This window comes from Streptomyces dengpaensis (assembly GCF_002946835.1).
Lineage (GTDB): Bacteria > Actinomycetota > Actinomycetes > Streptomycetales > Streptomycetaceae > Streptomyces > Streptomyces dengpaensis.
Window position 1 is genome coordinate 2,599,865 of record NZ_CP026652.1, and the last position, 21,308, is coordinate 2,621,172.

The window sequence follows — 21,308 nt, forward strand, 5'->3', positions numbered from 1 at the left end:
GTACGGCGGGCGGGGGAAGGGAAGTTCTCTGGTCTCGGTATACGGGCGGACTGTGTACGCCGTCCGCCCGTATCGAGACGGTTTTCCGGAGTCAGGCGGACCGGTTCCGGACTTAGGCGGACCGGTCCAGAGCGCGCAGCGACCGGTCGGTGATCGAACGCGCCCCGCGTCCGATCGCGATCGTGCCGGACTGGACGAGCTCCTTGATGCCGAACGGTTCCAGCATCTTGAGCATGGCCTCCAGCTTGTCGCTGCCGCCGGTGGCCTCGATCGTGACGGCCTCCGGGGAGACGTCCACGGTCTTGGCGCGGAACAGCTGGACGATCTCGACGATCTGGGAGCGCGTCTCGTTGTCGGCGCGCACCTTCACCAGAACGAGTTCACGCTGCACGGCCGCCGACGGCTCCAGCTCGACGATCTTCAGGACGTTGACGAGCTTGTTGAGCTGCTTGGTGACCTGCTCGAGCGGCAGTTCCTCGATCACGTTCACCACGATGGTGATGCGCGAGATGTCGGGGTGCTCGGTGACACCGACGGCGAGCGAGTCGATGTTGAAGCCGCGCCGGGAGAACAGGGCGGCGATCCGGGCGAGGATGCCGGGCTTGTTCTCGACGAGGACGGAGAGGGTGTGTTTGCTCATGGTTCTGACTCGGCTCTCTCTCAGTCGTCTTCGTTGTCGCCGAAGTCGGGGCGGACGTCCCGGGCGGCCATGATCTCGTCGTTCGAGGTGCCGGCGGCGACCATCGGCCACACCATCGCGTCCTCGTGGACGATGAAGTCGACCACGACGGGGCGGTCGTTGATCGAGTTCGCCTCTTCGATGACCTTGTCGAGGTCGTCCGGGGACTCGCAGCGGATCGCGTGGCAGCCCATGGCCTCCGACAGCTTCACGAAGTCGGGGACGCGGGTGCCGGCGCTCGGCTCCTTGCCGGTCGCCTCGGGACCCGAGTGCAGCACGGTGTTGGAGTAGCGCTGGTTGTAGAAGAGGGTCTGCCACTGGCGGACCATCCCGAGGGCGCCGTTGTTGATGATGGCGACCTTGATCGGGATGTTGTTCAGGGCGCAGGTGGTGAGCTCCTGATTGGTCATCTGGAAGCAGCCGTCGCCGTCGATCGCCCAGACCGTCTGGTCCGGGGCGCCCGCCTTGGCACCCATCGCGGCCGGGACCGCGTACCCCATCGTTCCGGCGCCGCCGGAGTTCAGCCAGGTCGCGGGCTTCTCGTACTGGATGAAGTGCGCGGCCCACATCTGGTGCTGGCCGACGCCCGCGGCGAAGATCGTGCCCTCCGGCGCGAGCTGCCCGATGCGCTCGATGACCTGCTGCGGGGAGAGCGAGCCGTCCTCGGGCTGGTCGTAGCCGAGCGGGTAGGTGTCCCGCCAGCGGTTCAGGTCCTTCCACCATGTGGTGTAGTCGCCCTGGTGGCCCTCGCTGTGCTCCTTCTGCACGGACTGGATCAGGTCGGCGATGACCTCGCGGGCGTCACCGACGATCGGCACGTCCGCGGCGCGGTTCTTGCCGATCTCCGCCGGGTCGATGTCGGCGTGGACGATCTTGGCGTACGGGGCGAAGCTGTCCAGCTTGCCGGTGACGCGGTCGTCGAAGCGGGCTCCGAGGGCGACGATCAGGTCGGCCTTCTGCAGCGCGGTGACGGCGGTGACCGCACCGTGCATGCCCGGCATTCCCACGTGCAGCGGGTGGCTGTCGGGGAATGCGCCGAGCGCCATCAGGGTGGTGGTGACGGGCGCTCCGGTGAGTTCTGCGAGGACCTTCAGCTCGGCGGTGGCCTGTGCCTTGAGGACGCCGCCGCCGACGTAGAGGACGGGCCGCCTGGCCTGGGTGATCAGCTTGGCGGCCTCGCGGATCTGCTTGGCGTGCGGCTTGGTCACCGGGCGGTAGCCGGGCAGGTCCTGGGTGGGCGGCCAGGAGAAGGTGGTCTGCGCCTGGAGGGCGTCCTTGGCGATGTCGACGAGGACCGGCCCGGGGCGGCCTGTGGAGGCGATGTGGAAGGCCTCCGCGATCGTCCGCGGGATGTCCTCCGCCTTCGTCACCAGGAAGTTGTGCTTGGTGATCGGCATCGTGATGCCGACGATGTCCGCCTCCTGGAAGGCGTCCGTACCGATCGCCTTGGACGCGACCTGCCCGGTGATCGCCACGAGCGGCACCGAGTCCATGTGCGCGTCGGCGATCGGCGTCACCAGGTTGGTGGCGCCGGGGCCGCTGGTGGCCATGCAGACGCCGACCTTGCCGGTGGCCTGCGCGTAACCGGTGGCCGCGTGACCCGCGCCCTGCTCATGACGGACGAGCACGTGCCGCACGCGCTTCGAGTCCATCAGCGGGTCGTAGGCCGGAAGGATCGCACCGCCGGGAATGCCGAATACGGTCTCGGCCCCGACCTCCTCAAGCGAGCGGATGAGGGACTGCGCGCCCGTGACGTGCTCGGGGACGGGCTGCTGTCCTCCGGAACGGGGCCGCGGCTGCGGATGGTGGGCCCCGGTGGCCTGCTCGGTCATCGGCATTCTCTTCTCGATGCTGAGGGTTTTTGCGAGTTTTGTGCGGTGTTCGACTGGTGCCTGTGCAACAAAAAACCCCTCGTGCCGTGAGGCAAGCGAGGGGAGCGCGCCGGGTGCGGTCGCTGGGTGTTCCGGGTCCATCCGGTAGTCACCAGCTTCAGCCGACGCGCTTTCCAAGTACGAGAATTCGGGTGCGCATGGCATTGACCCTCCCCCCGGCACGCACCGACTGTCAAGTGGGTGGGACGGGAGTCTCATTATGTGAGCGGAGGGCCGTCCCACCACCGAAAGCAGCGGACACGCCACTCGTATACACCCCCGCGCCGCCGCCCGCGAACGCCGAGGCCACCGGTTCGTGCGGCACCGGATAGTGGCCGGAAGACAGCGCTCTGCGGAGCCGGTACTCGTCCAGGGGGCCGGAGAACGCCATGCCCTGCCCGTGGGTGCAGCCCATCCCGCGCAACACGATGACCTGCTCCGGAAGGTCCACCCCGTCGGCCACGGACTGCAGCCCCAGGTCGGTGGCGATCCGCAGCAGCCCTCTGGTGATCTTGTGCAGCCGGGCGGACTCGACGACTCCCTCGACGAGACTCCTGTCGAGCTTGAGTACGTCGACGGGGAGCCGCCTGAGTGCCGTGATGGCGGCACAGCCGCTGCCGAGGCCGTCCAGGGCGACCCGGACGCCGAGGCGTCTGAGCGCGCTCAGCCTCCGCTCCAGCTCGTCCAGGGAGACCCGGGGGTCGGTGTCGGACAGCTCGACGATCAGGGCGCCCGACGGGAGCCCGTGCCGGGTCAGCAGGGCTTCCACCGAGCCGAGGGGCAGCGAGCGGTCCAGCAGCAGGCGGGCGCTCATCCGGACGGCGACGGGCACGGTGATACCCGCGGACGCGCGCTGCGCGGCCTGCTCGATGGCTTCTTCGAGCATCCATCGGCTCAGCTCGGCGGTCTTGTCGTTGTCCTCGGCGACGCGCAGGAATTCGGCGGGCGTGAACAGTACACCTTGGGAGGATCGCCAGCGGGCCTGCGCGGTGACCGATGTGATCCGGCCGTTTTCGAGCGACACCACGGGCTGGTGCAGCAGGGTGAACTCGCCGTCCTGCAGGGCCGAGCGCAGCCGGGTGGCCAGCTCGGCCTTCCGCACGACGTCCTGCTGCATCTGGGGCGCGTACAGCTCGACGCGGCCCTTGCCGGCCGCCTTGGCGCGGTACATGGCGAGGTCGGCGTTGCGCTGCAACTCGCCCGCGCCCAGGCCCGGTTCGGCGAAGGCGACGCCGATGGACGCGGCGACCCGGACGTCGTTGCCGTCGATGACGTACGGCTGCGAGAGCCGGATTCTGAGCCGGTCGGCAAGCTCCAGGATGTGGTGTTCGCGCGCGGTGCGGTCACGGGTGCCGTCGCCGACGATCAGGGCCGCGAACTCGTCACCGCCGAGGCGCGCGGCGGTGTCGCCCTGCCGCACCGAGTCCTGGAGTCTGCGGGCGGCCTGGACGAGGAGCTCGTCGCCGGCCTGGTGTCCGATCGTGTCGTTGACGGCCTTGAAGCCGTCGAGGTCGATGAAGAGAACCGCCGTGCCACGGAGGGCGGCACCGCGGTCGGAGGAGCGGCGGCCGGACAGCGCCTGCTGGACGCGCCGGGTGAACAGCGCGCGGTTGGGCAGGTCGGTGAGCGGGTCGTGCTCGGCGTTGTGCTGCAGCTGTGCCTGCAGGCGCACCCGTTCGGTCACGTCACGACTGTTGAAGATGAGGCCGCCTTGGTGGCGGTTGACGGTGGACTCCACATTGAGCCAGCCGCCGTCGCCCGACCTGAAGCGGCACTCGATCCGGGTGGTGGGCTCCTCGACGTGACTGGCGGCCAGGAAACGTCGCACTTCGTGAACTACGCAGCCGAGGTCTTCGGGGTGGATGAGCGAGGCGAGCTCGGAGCCGACCAGTTCGTCGGCGTCGCGTCCGTACACCCCGGCGGCGGCCGGGCTGACGTACCTCAGGATGCCGTTCGGCGCGGCGATCATGATGACGTCGCTGGAGCCCTGCACCAGGGAGCGGAAGTGGTTCTCCTTCTGGGCCAGCTCCTGGGTGAGGGTGATGTTGTCGAGCAGCATGATGCCCTGGCGCACGACGAGGGCGAGCACGACGAGGCCTGCGGTGATGAGCACCACGCGGTCTACGTTGCGGCCGTTGAGGACGTTGTAGAGGATCCCCAGCGTGCAGACGGCGGCGGCCAGGTAGGGGGTGAGCGCGGTCAGCGATCCGGCGATCGGGCGCGTGGCCTGATACCGACTGTGACTGCTGTGATTGCTGTGACTGCCGCGGTAACTGCTGTGGTTGCTGCGACTGTTGTGACCAACTTCCTGGAGGACGTGCATGGGTCCTCCCTGCTGTTCTTCCTGTCGTTGCGTCTGGTGTCCGTGATGCGGTTGTGGTTGTAGTGGTGGTTCCTCCTGCGCTTGGGGCCCTTGGTGCGCCTGTGGTCCGTGCTGTCCCTGCGGCCCTTCTTGGCGCTGTCCCGGGATGTGTTCGTGCACCACGCGCGTGTGCCCGTCCACTCCGTGGCTGTCCGTGCCGTGCCGGTCGGCGTCCGGCCGGCCGAGCCGGGTGCCGACCCAGGGGGCGTACGCGAGGAGCAGCGAGCCGGCGAACCAGCCCGCGTCGAGGAGCTGCCCCGAGCGGTAGTTGTTGTGCAGGAGGGGCGAGGTGAACAGGGCGTCGCACATCACGGTCAGGGCGAGTGCCCCGATCGCCGTGTTCACTGCCGATCTGTTCAGCGACGAGCGCCGGAAGTGCAGCGCCAGCACCATGCTGACCAGCGCGATGTCCAGCAGCGGGTAGGCGAGCGACAGCGCGGTGTGCGCAACGCTCGACCCGTCGAACTTCGCGGCCTGGGCGAGCGCGAGGCTCCAGGACAGCGTGAGCAGCGAGCCGCCGATCAGCCAGGCGTCCAGCACGAGGCACACCCAACCCGCCTTGGTGACGGGCCTCTTGGCGAGCACGAGCAGTCCTACGATGGCGGGCGGGGCGAAGCACAGGAAGAACAGGTCGGCGTAGCTCGGGCTGGGAACTGGGCGGTCGAGGACGACCTCGTACCACCCCCAGACCAGATTGCCGAGCGAGGCCATGGCGGAGGAGAACGCGAACAGCAGCCACGCGGGTCGAAAGCGGCTGCGGCGGCTGCGCGCGTAGCGGAAGCAGGAGACCGCGGCGGTGGCCGCGGCGGCGCTCAGCCCGAAGTCGCCCATGATCAGCGCGAGACCCGTGGAGCCCCAGCCGAGAGCGGAACCGATGGCGTATGCCGCGCACACCAGGGCCAGTACGAGTTGCGAGAGCAGGCCCGTGCCGGTACCGAGGACCGGCCAACGGGTCAGCAGCGCCCCTGGGGAACTCACCGGGCCCACCCGGTCCGCGCCCTGGGGTCCCGCTGGTCCCCGTGCGCTGGGTGCGCATGCCTCCGGCGGCCGGTGTGCCTGCGGTGGTGATGACCACCGTGGCCACCATGGCCGCCGTGGCCGCGTCTGCGCGTGGCCGCGCGCCAGGGTCGTCGGCGGCCCCGCCGCGTCGGATCGTTCGTCCATAGGCCGTGCATCGCCCGTCGCCCCCCTCGCAGTCTGAAATGTCCATCCCCGGCGCCGAACGGTGCGCGGCGCAGCCCCTGTCGGGACGATACACCAGTCTCGTCACTCAGGGACATAGTTCCTCTACGCTCCGTGACGATCAGGGAGGATGTCGGCACTGCCCGCATTCAGGGAACTGCGGAGGGTGCTCGAAGCGGACGAGGAGCGAACGGGACGTGGACGGGGGGAGCGAACGGGACGGTGTTAAGCGCCGGTTGTACCGGTGGTAAGGACCACGTTCCGCAGCGGCTCCTGGTTCACATAGCGGTTCAACTGGTCCGCCAGGAGCCGCTTGGCGCGCGGCCAGAACGCCGAGGTGGGCCCGCCGACATGGGGGCTGATGAGCACGCCGGGCGCGTGCCACAAGGGATGTCCCTTCGGCAGCGGCTCGGGATCGGTGACGTCGAGGGCCGCGGTGATGCGCCCGCTCTCCAGCTCGGCGAGGAGCGCCTTGGTGTCGACAACGGGGCCGCGCGCGACGTTCACGAGGAGCGCGCCGTCCTTCATCCGGGACAGGAAATCGGCGTTCACCAGGCCCCGCGTGCTGTCCGTGAGGGGCGTCGACAGCACTACGACGTCGGCCTCGGGCAGCAGAGAAGGCAGTTCGGTGAGCGGATGCACCGGACCGCGCGGAGTGGTGCGCTCGGAGCGCGCGACGCGCGCCACCCGCGCGAGTTCGAACGGTGCGAGCCGGTCCTCGATGGCGGACCCGATCGACCCGTACCCCACGATGAGGACGGACTTGTCGGCCAGCGCGGGATAGAAGCCCGAGCGCCACTCCCCCTTGTCCTGGCCCCGTACGAAGTCGGGGATGCCGCGCAGCGCGGCGAGGATCAGGGCGAGGGTGAGCTCGCCGGTGCTCGCCTCGTGCACCCCCTGGGCGTTGCACAACCGCACGCCCGGGCGCAGGAACCTCAGGCTCGGCAGCACGTGGTCGACCCCGGCGGAGAGCGTCTGCACGACCTGTACGGACGTCATTTCGGCCATCGGCCGCTGCGAGACGGCGGGCGGCTTCATATAGGGGACCACATAGAACGCGCAGTCGGCCGGATCCGCGGGAAACTCCTGGTCGCCGTCCCAAAAGTGGTAGTTGAGGCCCTCGGGGAGGCCGTCGATCTCGTCGGCGTGAAACGGAAGCCACACATCGGAAGTCATGGTCAGGAGGCTATGCGAAGCCCCGCGGCGCGCAGAGGTTAGTTTTGGTGTGCCAGGAAAGGGAGGGTGCGGCCAGGTGGAGCGCAGGACGATCGGGGCTGCGGCGCTCGATGTGGGGGCGGTCGGGCTCGGATGCATGCCGATGAGCTGGGCGTACACCGGTTCACGGCAGCGCGGTGAGGAGTCGCTCCGCGCGGTGCACACGGCGCTCGACCGGGGTTCGACGCTGCTCGACACGGCCGACATGTACGGGCCCTTCACCAACGAGCTCCTCGTGGGGCGGGTGCTCAAGGAGCGGCGCTCCGAGGCCTTCGTGTCGACCAAGGTCGGCCTGCTGGTCGGCGAGCAGCACATCGTGGCCAACGGGCGCCCCGGCTATGTGAAGCGGGCGTGCGACGCGTCGCTGCGGCGGCTGCAGACAGACGTGATCGACCTCTATCAGCTGCATCGCCCGGACCCGGAGGTTCCGGTCGAGGAGACCTGGGGCGCGATGGCCGAACTCGTGTCGGCCGGAAAGGTGCGGTCGCTCGGGCTGTGCGCGGTGGGTGCCCGCTCGGCCCGCCGCTCGGGAGCGCGACTGCATGACGGGACGATCCGACAGTTGGAGCGGGTGCAGCAGGTCTTCCCGGTGAGCGCCGTGGAGGCCGAGCTGTCGGTGTGGTCGACGGAGGCGCTGGACGCGCTGCTGCCGTGGTGCGCGGCGCGCGGGGTCGGCTTCCTGGCCGCGATGCCGCTCGGCAACGGTTTCCTGACCGGCACGCTGACCCCTGGCGAGGGCTTCGAACCCGACGACGTGCGCGCCCGCCACCCCCGCTTCACGGCGGAGATGATGGCCGCGAACCAGCCCATCGTCGCCGGGCTGCGGCGCATCGCCCGACGGCACGGGGACCCCGAGGACGCCGAGAACGCCGTCACGCCCGCGCAGGTGGCACTGGCGTGGGTCCTGGCGCAGGGGGCGCACGTGGTCCCGGTGCCGGGGGCCAAGCGGGAGCGCTGGGTCACGGAGAACGCGGGGGCGGCCGACCTGCGGCTCACGCCGGAGGACCTCGCGGAGGTGGCGGGGCTGCCGGTGGCGCAGGGGTCCTGGGACTGACGCACGCGCACCGCATCGCGTGTTCGTGGATTACGTACACGTGGATGGGGTGCTCGTGGATGGGATGTTCGTGATCGGGAACCCGTGGGACGCGAGCGGTGTATGAACAGTAGGACCGCCGCGTCGAAGGGAACTGTGATCGTGCAACGTCGAGTGGTGACGGCCGTATTGGCCGCGGCAGCGCTGGTGGTGACGGCCGGTTGTTCCTCCGACGACGGCGAAGGACCGCCGTTCGGTGACACAGGCCCGCCGTCGAGTGGTACGTCGAGTGGTGCGGGGACGGGGACACCCTCGCCGGCGGGGGCCGCCGAGGAGACACCGCCCGCCAAGGGCTCGGTGAAGGTCGTGCGCACGGTCACCGAGGACCTCGAGACCCCCTGGGGTCTCACCCCGCTGCCCGAGGGCGGCCTGCTGGTGTCCTCGCGGGACGAAGGGACGATCACACGGGTCGACGAGAAGACCGGCAAGAAGACGGAGCTGGGGCAGGTGCCAGGGGTGGCCCCCGCGGGCGAGGGCGGCCTCATGGGCCTCGCGCTCTCCCCCGACTACGCGTCCGACCACATGATCTACGCGTACTTCACGACGGCCTCGGACAACCGCATCGTCCGCATGCTGTACGACGAGAAGAAGCCGGCCGGGGAGCAACTGGGCGCCCCGGACACGATCTTCAAGGGCATCCCCAAGGGAATGATCCACAACGGCGGCCGGATCGCGTTCGGCCCCGACAAGATGCTGTACGCGGGCACGGGCGAGGCGGGTGACCCGGGGCTGGCCCAGGACAAGAAGGAAGTGGGCGGCAAGATCCTGCGGATGACACCGGAGGGCGAGCCCGCGCCGGGCAATCCGTTCGGAGACTCGGTCGTCTATTCGTACGGGCATCGCAATGTCCAGGGGCTCGCCTGGGACGACAAACAGCGGCTGTGGGCGGCCGAGTTCGGCCAGAAAACCTGGGACGAGCTCAACCAGATCAAGCCCGGCGACAACTACGGCTGGCCGGTGGTCGAGGGCAAGGGCGACAACGCCAAGTACCACAACCCGATCGCCCAGTGGCACACCGACGAGGCCTCCCCCAGCGGCATCGCCTACGCCGAGGGCTCCATCTGGATGGCAGGCCTCCGCGGTCAGCGCCTCTGGCGCATCCCCCTGAACGGCACGAAGGCCTCCGCAGCCCCCGAGGCCTTCCTGGAGGGCGAGTACGGCCGCCTGCGCACGGTCGTCTCCGCGGGCGGCGACAGACTCTGGCTGACGACGAGCGAGACGGACGGCCGCGGGAGCCCCGGGGACGGGGACGACAGGATTCTGGAGCTGGAGGTGAAGTAGCCCGAGGTGAAGTAGCCGGAAGTGAAGTAGCCGGAAGTGAAGTAGGGGGGAACCAGCGCGGCGTGGACGCGCGGCGCCTCAGGACTCGTCGGGCTCCGCCGTCGGCTCCTGCTTCGGCACCCGTACGACCACCCTGCCCGAGGACAGGTCTATGGGACCGCGGCTCGGGTCGCCGTCGTTGATGTCGACTCGGGTCAGTTCCAGGCGTTTGCGTTCGTCGTTGGTGTGTTTGCGGCCTGGGGCGAAGAGCTCCTCGAACATGTTGAACACGGTGCCTCCTTCGGCCCGGATCTCCGGGAGCATAGGTCTCAGCCCGCTGCCTGGGCGGCAGGGGTCTCCGGTGGGAACAGCCGCAGCCGGTGTGCCAGCGCCGACGCCTCTCCCCGGCCTGAGACGTCGAGCTTGGCCAGGATGTTCGAGACGTGGACGCTGGCCGTCTTCGGGGAGATGAAGAGTTCCTCGGCGATCTGGCGGTTGCTGCGGCCGGCGGCGACCAGGCGGAGGACGTCGCGCTCGCGGCTGGTGAGGCCGAGCGCCACCGCCGGGTCGGCGTGGGCCAGGGCGGGCGGCTCGGGGGCGTGGGTCAGGGCGAGACGGGCGCGCTGGGCGAGCAGCGAGACGGCGTCGGCGAGCGGGCGCGCGCCGAGGTGGTCGGCGGCCGCCCGGGCCAGCCGGAGGAGTTCGGTGGCGCGGGCGCGGCCGTCGTCGTCCGTGCCCGAGGTCAGCAGGGCCTCGGCGAGGCGGTGACGGACGCGGGCGAGGTCGTAGGGGCGCTCCAGGAGTTCGAAGGCGGTGACCACCTCGGACCAGTCGTGCGGGGTGGTCACGCCCTCTGCGCGCAGGAGTTCGGCGCGTACCCATTCCTGGTACGCGAGCCAGAGGGGTGCGCCGGTGGCCAGGGACTTGGCGGCCGTGCGGATGCGGGCCACCGTCCCGGCGCGGCCCGCCTCGGCGGCGGGCAGCCCGCGGGCATCGGCCTCCGCGGTGGCTGCTTCGAGCAGCAGGGGCCAGCCGTAGCGCTGGGTGCCGGGTGGGAAGCCCGCGTCCAGGGCCTGCTCCAGGGCGGCGCGGGCGTCGAGGAGGCGGGCCTCGCCCGCGGCGATGGCGATCGTGGTGCGCATCAGCGGGAGGGAGTGCTGCGGCATGGGGTCGTGGGTGCCGAAGTGGTCACGGGCGGCGGCCAGTTGGCGCCCGGCGTCGGCGAGGTCGCCGCGGGCGAGGGCGAGATCCGCCAGGCGCGTGGCGGCGCTGCCCGACGGCTTGCCGCTGAGCCCGACGCGCAGCCCGTTCGCCGCGGCCTGGACGGCCTCGTCCCACTGGCCGAGGGCGTAGAGCGAGTCGGAGAGGTTGCCCCAGATCCAGGCCTCGGTTTCCAACAGGCCGTTCCGGCGGGCGAGTTCGACGCCCTCCCGCAGGACCGTGACGGCCTCGCGGGAGCGGCCGACGGATTCCAGGTGGGACGGCAGGTTGATGTGCACGCGGCCCAGGAGCTGGGAGGCGCCGTGCCGGTTCACCCGCTCCTTGACCTCGTACATCTCCGCGAGTCCGGCCTCGACGTCTCCCGCGTCGACCATGAGCCCGCCGAGCGTGAGCCGGGCGTTCAGCTCGATGTGGCGGGCGCCGACCATGCGCGCGTACTCCACGGCCTGCTCGGCGGCCGCGAGAGCGCCGGGGCCCGGTTCGTGCAGCATGCACCAGGCGGCGGCCATGGAGAGCACCTCGGCGTGCACCTCGGACGGCGGCAGGCCGCGGACCAGGTCCTGGGCGGTGCCCAGTTCCTTCCAGCCGTCGCCGCGCGCCATCGCCTGCGTCAGGCGGGAGCGCTGGATCCAGAACCAGGCAGCGCGCAGGGGGTCGCCCTCCTCCTCCAGGAGGTGCAGTGCCCGCTTGGTGATCTTCAGGGCGCGCTCGCGCTCCCCGCACAGCCGGCCCGCCACGGCGGCCTCGGCCATCAGGTCGAGATAGCGCAGGGGTGTCGTCGCCGGGTCGCAGCCGCTGGGGGTCCCCCCACGCCCTTCAGGCAGTGGGGGAGGGTAGACCTCGACGTAGTCGATGGGGCGCAGTTCGTCCCGTACGGCCTCGGGGGCGACGTCCCACAGCTCCATCGCCCGCTCCAGGAGCCGTAGTTGCTCGGAGTGGGCGTGGCGGCTGCGGGCCTCGACGGCGGCGTCCAGGACGGCGGGGAGGGCCTTGGCGGCGTCATGCGCGTGATACCAGTAGCTGGCCAGGCGGGTGATGCGCTCGTCGGCCGGTACGAGTGTGGGGTCGGTCTCCAGGGCCTCGGCGTACCGGCGGTTGAAGCGGGACCGCTCGCCGGGCAGCAGGTCGTCGCTGACGGCCTCGCGGACCAGGGAGTGGCGGAAGCGGTAGCCGTCGCCGCCGGGCGAGGCGAGCAGGATGTTGGCGCCGACGGCGGCCCGCAGCGCCTCGATGAGGTCGTCCTCGGCGAGCCGGGCCACGGCGGCCAGCAGCGGGTACTCGACGGTGGAGCCGCCCTCGGCGACGATCCGGGCGACCCGCTGGGCGCTCTCCGGCAGCCCTTCGACGCGTACGAGGAGCAGATCGCGGAGGGAGTCCGTGAGCCCGGTACGACAGCCCACGTGGGCGGCGACGGCGAGCTCCTCGACGAAGAACGCGTTGCCGTCGGAGCGGGCGAAGATGTCGTCGACCTGGGCCGGCTCGGGTTCGCGGGCGAGGATTCCGGCGATCTGACGGCCGACCTCGGTGCGGCTGAAGCGGCCTAGTTCGATGCGGCGGACCGTGCGGAGGCGGTCGAGCTCGGCGAGGAGGGGGCGCAGCGGGTGGCGGCGGTGGATGTCGTCGGCGCGGTAGCTGGCGAGGACGACCAGGCGGCCGGTGCGCAGGGTGCGGAAGAGGTAGGCGAGCAGATGGCGGGTGGAGGCGTCCGCCCAGTGCAGGTCTTCGAGGGCGACGACGACCGTGCGGTCCGCGGCGACGCGCTCCAGGAGACGGGCGGTGAGTTCGAAGAGGCGGGCCATGCCCTCCTCGTCGTATCGCCGTCCTCGGGTGGCCTCGCCCAGTTCGGGCAGCAGCCGGGCCAGCTCCTCCTCCTGTCCGGCGGCAGCGGCGGCCAGTTCGTCCGGGAGGTGGCGGCGCAGGGCGCGCAGGGCGGTGGAGAACGGTGCGAAGGGGAGCCCGTCGGCGCCGATCTCGACGCAGCCGCCGCAGGCCATGACGGCGCCCTCGCGCGCGGCCGCCGTGGCGAACTCCTCGATGAGGCGGGTCTTTCCGACCCCCGCCTCGCCGCCGAGCAGCAACGCCTGCGGCTCGCCCGCGGCAGCGCGGGCGAGCGCGTCTTTCAACACCCCCAGTTCGTCGGTGCGTCCGACGAACACCGGGCTGACGGACCTGGTTTCCACGAGCCAGAGCATCGCACAGGGGTCTGACACCGCGGCACCGGTTATCGGGAGGGCGACCGTGACTCCGGCGGCCTCCGGGAGACGGCCGGCACCGCTCCGGCCGTCCTCCCCCGTACGGCCGTTCGGTCCCGTACGGCCGTTCGCTCCCGTACGGCCGTTCGGTCCCGTACGGCCGTCCTCCCGCGGCCCGCCGCTCACGCGGCGCGGGCGAACCAGTGTCGGCGGGGACGGTCGGTATGGCCCCGCCCCTCCATGTCGTGTGCCGCGGACGCGCGCGCCGCGGCGCGGCGGGCGGCACGGCGGGCGCGGAGCGCCTCCCGCACCAGTCGGTGGTTCTCGGCCTGGCGGATCAGTTCGGCGGATCGGATCTGGTGAAGCTCGTACTGGAACATCTGGTACCCCTCGTGAAGAGCCGGTTTCGGCCTCGCTCGTTGCGATGCCTCAACCTTCGTCTCCCAGGGGGGTGCGCCACATCGGGAGAATTCCGCATCTTGCGCGCAGGAAGGGCCTTAGGCCCGCCGTAAGTGACTTACGCCGGCCCTAAGGCCCCTCAGAGGTACGGGGATTCAGCTGGTGGAGGGCAGTCCGAACAGGATGTCGGAGTACTTGGCGACCGCGAGCACCAGGCCGATGACGCCGAGCGAGACGCCCGCCCAGGCGACCGACTTGATCCAGGCGGCCTGCGGCTTGCCGGGCGCCCCGAAGGCAGGCCGGACGAGCACGACGACGCCGACGATCAGCGCGGCCAGCGCGAAGAGGCCGCCCACCAGCGCGGTGGTCGCCCAGGCGTCGCCGTAGACCGCCTTGACCTGCTGGGCGACGCTCGCGGTCGACGAGGTCTCGAGCTGGCCGACAAGCGTCTCGCGCGCGGCGGCCACGGTGGCGACCCAGCTGCCGGTGAGCGACACGATGCCGAGTCCCGCGGAGACGACGGCGGCGGCGCCCTGCCCGACTCCGGTGGCATCCGTCTCGGCCTCGGCTTCGGGGGCGTTGTCGCCCTCCTGAGCCTGTGCGTCGGCCTTGGTCTCCGTCTGCTCCGCGACCGCGGCCCCGGCCCCGGTCTCGGTCTCGGCCTCGGTCGCGGTCTTCGTGACGTCCACGGCCGTCTCGTCGCTCTTCGCCTCGGTGCCGGTCTCGACCCCGGCCTCGTCAACAGTCTTGGTTCCCATGCCCCGCACCGTACGGATGCTCTCTGAGAAGTTCCTTAATGATCCTTGTGAGCGTCACGCGCGCGTGCCTCGCGCCACTCGGGCGCGAGCACCGACCACACCTCGGTGTCCGCGCGGACGCCCCGGTGCGGATAATTCTCCCGGAGTACGCCGTCGCGGCTCATGCCCAGCCGTCGCGCCACGTTGATGCTCGGTTCGTTGGCGGACGACGCGTGCCACTCCACACGGTGGATGCCGCGTGCGCCGACGGCCCAGTCGATGAGCACCCGCATCGCGCGCGTGACCAACCCGCGCCCGGTACCGGCGGGTTCCAGCCAGCACCCGACCTCGCAGTTGCCGCGCTCCGCGTCGAAGTTCAGGAAGAGCACGCCGCCAACGAGCTTCCCGTCCAGCCACAGGCCGTGCAGCGATCCGGTGTCGGCGGCGCGCATGTCGGCGTACTTCTGGAGCACCGCCCGCGCCGAGCCGGCGTCCGTGGCGTTGGTCCCGAAGGGGATGTGCTGGGTGATGAACTCGCGTCCCCGGTCGAGGTGCGACAGGAACTCCTCGGCGTGCCAGGGCTCCAGGGGCCGCAGTTCCGCGCCGTCGTCGCCCAGGGATATCGCGTACATCCTGCTGCCGCTCCTTGTCGATTACGTCCACCAGCGTTGATTACGTCCACCAGCGCGTCGTCCGCGCGCCGCCGCCCCGGAATCGTCGCACGGCACCCGTAGCCTGCGCCTCGGAATCACTGCCGCAAGCCTTAGGGGGATGCATCGCAACCGATGCATCCCCCTAGGGCGTAGGAAAGCGCGGAACTCAGCCCTCGCTGACGCCCAGCTTCTCCAGGATCAGTTCCTTCACGCGGGCCGCGTCGGCCTGGCCACGGGTGGCCTTCATGACCGCGCCGACCAGCGCGCCCGCGGCCTGGACCTTGCCGCCGCGGATCTTGTCGGCGACGCCCGGGTTCCCGGCGATGGCCTCGTCGACGGCGGCGGTCAGCGCGCCCTCGTCCGAGACGACCTTCAGGCCGCGCTTCTCGACGACCTCGTCCGGGGTGCCTTCTCCCGCGAGGACGCCCTCGATGACCTGACGGGCCATCTTGTCGTTCAGATCACCGGACGTGACGAGCTCGGCGACCCGGGCGACCTGCGCCGGGGTGATCGGCAGGTACTCCAGGGCCTTGCCCGACTCGTTGGCGCTGCGGGCCAGTTCGCCCATCCACCACTTGCGGGCGGAGGCGGCGTCGGCACCGGCCTCGATCGTGGCGACGATCGGGTCGATGGCACCGGCGTTGAGGATCGACTGCATGTCGTGGGCGCTGACGCCCCACTGCTCGCGCAGCCGGTTACGGCGGGCCAGCGGCTGCTCGGGCAGACCGGCGCGCAGCTCCTCGACCCACTCACGGGACGGGGCGACGGGGACGAGGTCGGGCTCCGGGAAGTACCGGTAGTCCTCGGCCTCTTCCTTCACGCGGCCCGAGGTCGTGGACCCGGTGTCCTCGTGGAAGTGGCGGGTCTCCTGAATGATCGTGCCGCCCGAGCTCAGCACCGCGGCGTGGCGCATGATCTCGTAGCGGGCGGCACGCTCCACGGAGCGCAGCGAGTTGACGTTCTTCGTCTCGGAGCGCGTGCCGAACTTCTCGCCGCCCTTGGGCATCAGCGAGAGGTTCACGTCGCAGCGCATCTGGCCCATCTCCATGCGGGCTTCCGAGACACCGAGCGCCTTGATGAGCTCGCGCAGCTCGGCGACGTACGCCCGGGCGACCTCGGGAGCGCGCTCGCCCGCGCCGGTGATCGGCTTGGTGACGATCTCGATGAGCGGGATGCCCGCGCGGTTGTAGTCGAGCAGGGAGTGCTGCGCGCCGTGGATGCGGCCGGTGGCACCGCCGACGTGCGTCGACTTGCCGGTGTCCTCCTCCATGTGGGCGCGCTCGATCTCCACGCGGAAGACCTCGCCGTCCTCCAGCTGTACGTCGAGGTAGCCGTTGAAGGCGATCGGCTCGTCGTACTGAGAGGTCTGGAAGTTCTTCGGCATGTCCGGATAGAAGTAGTTCTTCCGGGCGAAGCGGCACCACTCGGCGATCTCGCAGTGCAGCGCGAGACCGATCTTGATCGCGGACTCGACGCCGGTCGCGTTGACGACCGGGAGCGAGCCGGGCATGCCGAGACAGATCGGGCAGGTCTGCGCGTTGGGCTCGGCGCCCAGCTCCGTGGAGCACCCGCAGAACATCTTGGTCTTGGTGCCGAGCTCGACATGGACCTCCAGGCCCATGACGGGGTCGTAGGACGCGAGGGCGTCCTCGTACGACTCCAGTTCAGTGACGGTCACGATGAAACTTTCCCTCTCAGCCCAGCAGGACGTCGTCGTCGCCGAGCCGCTTCAGCTCGCGGTAGAGGATCGCCAGGCCGGTGACGATGGCGGCGGCGGACACGGCCGCGTCGACCAGCCGCAGGAAGTCACCGTCCTCGCGGGCCAGCTTGGCCTGCTTGGCCACGCTGATCGCACCGAAGGCGGTGCTGCCCAGCGACACGTACAGCCCGGTCTTGGACTTCTTGAAGTTCTTGGCCTTTTTTGCCATGGCACTCACAGCGACGGAGCCTCCTCCAGCAGCGGGTGACCCCAGCGTTCCACGAAAGCGGCCTCGACGGCGGCTCCGACCTTGTACAGCCGGTCGTCCCTGAGCGCCGGAGCGATGATCTGCAGACCGACCGGGAGGTTGTCCTCGGGGGCGAGACCGCAGGGCAGCGACATGGCGGAGTTGCCGGCCAGGTTGGTCGGGATGGTGCACAGGTCCGCGAGGTACATCGCCATCGGGTCGTCGGCACGCTCGCCGATCGCGAAGGCGGTGGTGGGCGTGGTCGGGGAGACGATCACGTCCACCTGCTCGAACGCCTTCTCGAAGTCGCGCGTGATGAGCGTACGGACCTTCTGCGCCGAGCCGTAGTACGCGTCGTAGTAGCCGGAGCTGAGCGCGTAGGTTCCGAGCATGATGCGGCGCTTCACCTCGGGGCCGAAGCCCTCCTCACGGGTTAGGGAGGTGACCTCCTCGGCGGAACGGGTGCCGTCGTCGCCGGTACGGAGTCCGTAGCGCAGGCCGTCGAAACGGGCGAGGTTGCTCGAGCACTCGGACGGGGCGATCAGGTAGTACGCGGAGAGCGCCAGGTCGAAGGACGGGCAGTCCAGCTCGACAATCTCGGCGCCCAGCTCCTTGAGGAGGGCGACGGACTCGTCGAAGCGCTGGATGACACCGGCCTGGTAGCCCTCGCCGCGGAACTGCTTGACGACGCCGACACGCATGCCCGCCACGCTGCCGTTGCGGGCGGCCTCGACGACCGGCGGGACCGGGGCGTCGATGGAGGTCGAGTCGAGCGGGTCGTGCCCGGCGATGACCTCGTGCAGGAGAGCCGCGTCCAGGACCGTACGGGCGCAGGGGCCGCCCTGGTCGAGGGAGGACGAGAACGCCACCATGCCGTAGCGGGAGACCGCGCCGTACGTCGGCTTGACGCCGACCGTGCCGGTGACGGCCGCGGGCTGGCGGATGGAGCCGCCGGTGTCGGTGCCGATGGCGAGCGGCGCCTGGAAGGAGGCGAGCGCGGCGGACGAACCGCCACCCGAGCCGCCGGGGATCTTGGTGAGGTCCCAGGGGTTGCCGGTGGGCCCGTAGGCGCTGTTCTCGGTGGAGGACCCCATGGCGAACTCGTCCATGTTGGTCTTGCCGAGGATGACGACATCGGCGGCCTTCAGCCGCTTGGTGAGCGTCGCGTCGTACGGCGGGATCCAGCCCTCGAGGATCTTCGAACCGACGGTCGTCGGAACGCCCTCGGTGGTGAAGATGTCCTTGAGCGCGAGGGGAACGCCGGCCAGCGGGCCGAGCTTCTCCCCGCGGGCCCGCTTCTCGTCGACGGCGCGGGCCTGGGCGAGGGCGCCCTCGCGGTCGACGTGCAGGAAGGCGTGCACCTTCTCGTCGATGGCCTCGATCCGGGCAAGGTGGGCCTCGGTGACCTCGACGGCCGTGAGCTCGCCGGAGGCGATCTTCTCGGCGGTCTCGGCCGCGGTGAGCTTGATGATGTCCGTCATGCTGATTAGTCCTCCCCCAGGATCTGCGGCACCTTGAAACGCTGCTGCTCCTGGGCCGGGGCGCCGGAGAGCGCCTGCTCGGGGGTGAGCGACGGACGAACCTCGTCCGCGCGCATGACGTTCGTCAGCGGCAGCGGATGAGAGGTCGGCGGTACGTCTTGGTCGGCGACCTCGCTGACGCGGGCGACCGCGCCGATGATGTCGTCGAGCTGGCCTGCGAAGTGGTCGAGCTCTTCGCCCTTCAGCTCCAGACGCGCCAGCCGTGCGAGGTGGGCGACCTCCTCGCGCGTGATGCCAGGCATGCAGCGATCCTCTGGGGTGAGTGTGTGTGGTTTGGGCCCAATCCTATGGCGCCGGGGGTGGTGCCTGCGCCAGGGTTTCTTTCGGGGGTCTCCCACCAGCACCACCCGTGACGGTCCGCTGAAGAGGTCCACGTCTCCCGTGGAGGTTCTCGCCGTCGGCCCCAGTCCGTCCGGGGACTGACACCATCGTCCAAAACCCGCGGGACGTCAGTGGCTGGTGGCATCCACGCGGCGGAGCCGCATATGTCACAGCTCCGCGCCCCTGACGGGGCGCTGCGGACCCGCCTGTTACGGACGGGCGCCGACGGCGAGGCACCCCCACGGGCGACCTCGGCTTGTCGGGTGACGGTAACGGGCGGTGCGCGGGTGGGAGAACAAGGCGGAACCCCCACGGGCCCGCACCCGGCGGCGAACCGGAGGCCACTCGGCTGCGAACCGGAGGTTACTCCGCGGCGGGCAGCGCGGCGCGCGGCCGCTGCCAGCCCCGGGAGCCCCGGGCGCGCAGCCACGCCGTTGCCTCCTTGGCGGGCATCGCGGCCGCGACGAGCCACCCCTGGACGGCGTCGCAGCCCAGGTCCCGCAGCCGCTCCCACGTCTCGTCGTCCTCGACGCCCTCGGCGACGACGAGCAGGCCCAGGGAGTGCGCGAGATCGACCGTGCAGCGCACGATCTCCGCGTCCTCCGTGTCCACCGCGAGCCGCGCGACGAACGACCGGTCGATCTTCAGTTCGCTCACCGGCAGCCGGCGCAGGTGAACCAGCGACGAGTAGCCCGTACCGAAGTCGTCCAGCGACATCTTCACCCCGTGCCCGGTCAGCGCGGCCAGGGTGTCCGCGGCCCGCTGCGGATCCTCCAGGAGCACGTGCTCCGTTATCTCCAGCTGCAGCGCCCCCGCCGGGACCCCGTGCCGGGCGAGTCGCGCGGCGACCGCACCGGCGAACCCGGGGGTGTGCACATCGCGCGGCGAGACGTTCACCGCGACCGGCACGTGCAGGCCCTGCGCGCGCCACCGCGCGACCTGCCCGAGCGCCGTCTCCAGCACGTACTCGGTGAGATGCGGCATCAGCCCGGACGACTCGGCTATGGCGATGAACTCGTCCGGCGGCACCTTCCCGCGCTCGGGATGCACCCAGCGCACCAGCGCCTCGAGTCCGGCCACCTGTCCGTCGAAGCGGACCTTGGGCTGGTAGTGCAGCTGCACCTCGTGCGCGTCGAGGGCGCGGCGCAGATCGCCCAGCAGACCGAGCCGGTCCGGCGTGTTGGAGTCCCGCTTGGACTCGTACACCTCCACCCCCGTACGGTCCCGCTTCGCCTGGTACATCGCCACGTCCGCGCGCCGCAGCAGCCCCTCCGCGTCGAGCGCGTGGTCGGGGAAGACGGCGAGCCCGGCACTGGCCTCCAGGACGAGGGTGAGCCCGTCGAGGTCGAGCGGTGAGCCGAGCGCGGCGACGAGGTTGCGGGCGACCCGCGTGGCCGACGTGGTGGAGTCGGCGACCGGCAGTAACACGGCGAACTCGTCGCCGCCGAGCCGCGCGGCCTCCGCCCCGCGCGGCAGTGCGAGCCGCAGCCGGTCGGCTATCTGAAGGAGCAGCCGGTCCCCGGCGAGATGCCCCAACGTGTCATTCACCGAACGGAAACGGTCGAGGTCGATCAGCATCAGAGCGGAACGCGCACCGATGCGCTCGGCATCGTCCAGAGCCGCCCAGGTGCGTTCCAGCAGCCACTGCCGGTTGGGCAGCCCCGTCAGCGGATCGCGCAGCTGCTCCTCTGCCCGCGCGCGGGCGATCCACAAAGTGGAGTCGAGGGCGATCAGCGGGATCGAGAACAGCGGCAGCAGGAGCGGCTGCGCGACCGCGACCACGCAGATCAGCGGCGCGATCCCGAGCAGCGCGACCGCGAGGAGCCCCTGTCTGACCAGGGCCGTACGGGCGACGGTGGGCAGGCCCGTGGTGCGCGGCGCGTGCAGGTACCAGAGCAGGGCGCGGGGAACCGCGAGATAGACGGCCGCGACCAGCGCCACCTGGGGGGCGGCGGAGAAGGTCCAGGTCTCCGGGTTCCAGGGCGACTCGACGCTCGGGAACCGGCGACACGCGGCCAGGACCAGCGCCCCGGCGCCGATGCCGAGGATGTCGGCCGCGCCGTGCAGCACGCCCTGGCGCCAGCGGTTGCGGCGCGCGACGCCGACCAGCACGACGACGGTCAGGCTGACCATTCCGGCGGGCACCCAGCCGTACAGCAGCAGGACCGCGAGGGTGAGCGCCGAGCCGGAGCCCGTACCGCCCAACCCGCGGGCCCGGCCGAGAGCGACCAGATGGCCGACGATGACGCCGGTCAGCACGGCCAGCGACCAGCCGACGGTGCCGGACGGGAAGAGCGCGTGGCCACCGCTGAACGCCCGGTAGAAGCCGGCGCCCAGGACGAACCCGGCCGCCGCGATGAGCACCGCGGGCAGTGCGGGCCAGGAGACGTGCCGTTCGGGATCCTGGCCGGGCGGGCCGGTGCCGCGGTCGGTGCCGAGCCGGTCCACGCCCGGGGCGGTCGGCGCGGTGAGTGGGGCGGTACCGAGCCCGCTCGCGGCGGGGCGCTCCGGGGAGCGCCCCGTCCGGATGCCGGCCAGCCACGCGCCGGCCATCCGGCGCAGGCGCAGCCGTGAACCGGGGGCGGCGCTCTCGGTCGGTTCCATTCCCGTCCCTCTCACAGCCGGCGGTGCCCACG

16 protein-coding genes are annotated in these 21,308 nt (G+C 70.9%); 2 read left to right on the plus strand and 14 right to left on the minus strand.

Features of this window, described 5'->3' with window-relative positions; translation table 11 throughout:
- Positions 1 to 112 precede the first annotated feature (112 nt).
- From ilvN to C4B68_RS11690, 4 genes are all read right to left on the minus strand, one after another.
- A complete protein-coding gene (ilvN, locus tag C4B68_RS11675) occupies positions 113 to 640 on the minus strand; it encodes an acetolactate synthase small subunit (RefSeq protein WP_099504720.1) in 528 nt (175 codons plus the stop codon).
- Positions 641 to 660: 20 nt separating this feature from the next.
- Positions 661 to 2,517 carry an acetolactate synthase large subunit gene (locus C4B68_RS11680; RefSeq protein WP_099504721.1) on the minus strand — a complete coding sequence of 619 codons (1,857 nt, stop codon included), beginning with the start codon at positions 2,515 to 2,517 and terminating at the stop codon, positions 661 to 663.
- A 226-nt stretch (positions 2,518 to 2,743) separates the two neighbouring features.
- The gene (locus C4B68_RS11685) at positions 2,744 to 6,076 is read right to left on the minus strand and encodes a putative bifunctional diguanylate cyclase/phosphodiesterase (RefSeq protein WP_099504722.1); all 3,333 of its coding nucleotides are present in this window, start codon (positions 6,074 to 6,076) and stop codon (positions 2,744 to 2,746) included.
- Between the two features lie 243 nt (positions 6,077 to 6,319).
- On the minus strand, positions 6,320 to 7,270 hold the full coding sequence (locus C4B68_RS11690) for a 2-hydroxyacid dehydrogenase (protein ID WP_099504723.1): 951 nt from the start codon (positions 7,268 to 7,270) through the stop codon (positions 6,320 to 6,322).
- Positions 7,271 to 7,346: 76 nt separating this feature from the next.
- Here C4B68_RS11690 and C4B68_RS11695 point away from each other — a divergent pair, with 76 nt between their 5' ends.
- Together C4B68_RS11695 and C4B68_RS11700 are read left to right on the plus strand one after the other, a co-directional pair.
- Positions 7,347 to 8,363 (plus strand): aldo/keto reductase, encoded by a 1,017-nt coding sequence (locus C4B68_RS11695; protein WP_099504724.1) that lies wholly within the window; start codon positions 7,347 to 7,349, stop codon positions 8,361 to 8,363.
- Between the two features lie 102 nt (positions 8,364 to 8,465).
- Positions 8,466 to 9,683: a PQQ-dependent sugar dehydrogenase gene (locus C4B68_RS11700; protein WP_099504725.1), complete on the plus strand. Its 1,218-nt coding sequence runs from the start codon at positions 8,466 to 8,468 to the stop codon at positions 9,681 to 9,683.
- A 78-nt stretch (positions 9,684 to 9,761) separates the two neighbouring features.
- On the opposite strand, the gene C4B68_RS11705 is transcribed toward C4B68_RS11700, so the two are convergent.
- The 10 genes from C4B68_RS11705 to C4B68_RS11750 all read right to left on the minus strand — a co-directional run bounded on the left by C4B68_RS11705 (position 9,762) and on the right by C4B68_RS11750 (position 21,276).
- Positions 9,762 to 9,953, minus strand: a complete 192-nt coding sequence (locus C4B68_RS11705) for a DUF6191 domain-containing protein (protein ID WP_099504793.1) — start codon at positions 9,951 to 9,953, stop codon at positions 9,762 to 9,764.
- A 38-nt stretch (positions 9,954 to 9,991) separates the two neighbouring features.
- Positions 9,992 to 13,075: an ATP-binding protein gene (locus tag C4B68_RS11710; protein WP_099504726.1), complete on the minus strand. Its 3,084-nt coding sequence runs from the start codon at positions 13,073 to 13,075 to the stop codon at positions 9,992 to 9,994.
- Positions 13,076 to 13,257: 182 nt separating this feature from the next.
- Positions 13,258 to 13,455, minus strand: coding sequence for a hypothetical protein (locus tag C4B68_RS11715; RefSeq protein ID WP_099504727.1), 198 nt, complete (start codon positions 13,453 to 13,455; stop codon positions 13,258 to 13,260).
- Between the two features lie 174 nt (positions 13,456 to 13,629).
- Complete coding sequence (locus tag C4B68_RS11720; RefSeq protein ID WP_099504728.1) at positions 13,630 to 14,232, minus strand: hypothetical protein; 603 nt, start codon at positions 14,230 to 14,232, stop codon at positions 13,630 to 13,632.
- A gap of 35 nt (positions 14,233 to 14,267) precedes the next feature.
- On the minus strand, positions 14,268 to 14,843 hold the full coding sequence (locus C4B68_RS11725) for a GNAT family N-acetyltransferase (RefSeq protein ID WP_099504729.1): 576 nt from the start codon (positions 14,841 to 14,843) through the stop codon (positions 14,268 to 14,270).
- Between the two features lie 187 nt (positions 14,844 to 15,030).
- Entirely contained in the window at positions 15,031 to 16,545 is a 1,515-nt protein-coding gene (gene gatB / locus C4B68_RS11730; protein ID WP_099504730.1) for an Asp-tRNA(Asn)/Glu-tRNA(Gln) amidotransferase subunit GatB, read from the minus strand.
- Between the two features lie 13 nt (positions 16,546 to 16,558).
- Positions 16,559 to 16,792 (minus strand): hypothetical protein, encoded by a 234-nt coding sequence (locus C4B68_RS11735; protein ID WP_167459301.1) that lies wholly within the window; start codon positions 16,790 to 16,792, stop codon positions 16,559 to 16,561.
- A gap of 5 nt (positions 16,793 to 16,797) precedes the next feature.
- On the minus strand, positions 16,798 to 18,291 hold the full coding sequence (gene gatA / locus C4B68_RS11740; RefSeq protein WP_099504732.1) for an Asp-tRNA(Asn)/Glu-tRNA(Gln) amidotransferase subunit GatA: 1,494 nt from the start codon (positions 18,289 to 18,291) through the stop codon (positions 16,798 to 16,800).
- Positions 18,292 to 18,296: 5 nt separating this feature from the next.
- Positions 18,297 to 18,593 carry an Asp-tRNA(Asn)/Glu-tRNA(Gln) amidotransferase subunit GatC gene (gene gatC / locus C4B68_RS11745; protein WP_015036350.1) on the minus strand — a complete coding sequence of 99 codons (297 nt, stop codon included), beginning with the start codon at positions 18,591 to 18,593 and terminating at the stop codon, positions 18,297 to 18,299.
- 442 nt (positions 18,594 to 19,035) lie between these two features.
- Positions 19,036 to 21,276 carry a putative bifunctional diguanylate cyclase/phosphodiesterase gene (locus C4B68_RS11750; RefSeq protein ID WP_099504733.1) on the minus strand — a complete coding sequence of 747 codons (2,241 nt, stop codon included), beginning with the start codon at positions 21,274 to 21,276 and terminating at the stop codon, positions 19,036 to 19,038.
- Positions 21,277 to 21,308 lie beyond the last annotated feature (32 nt).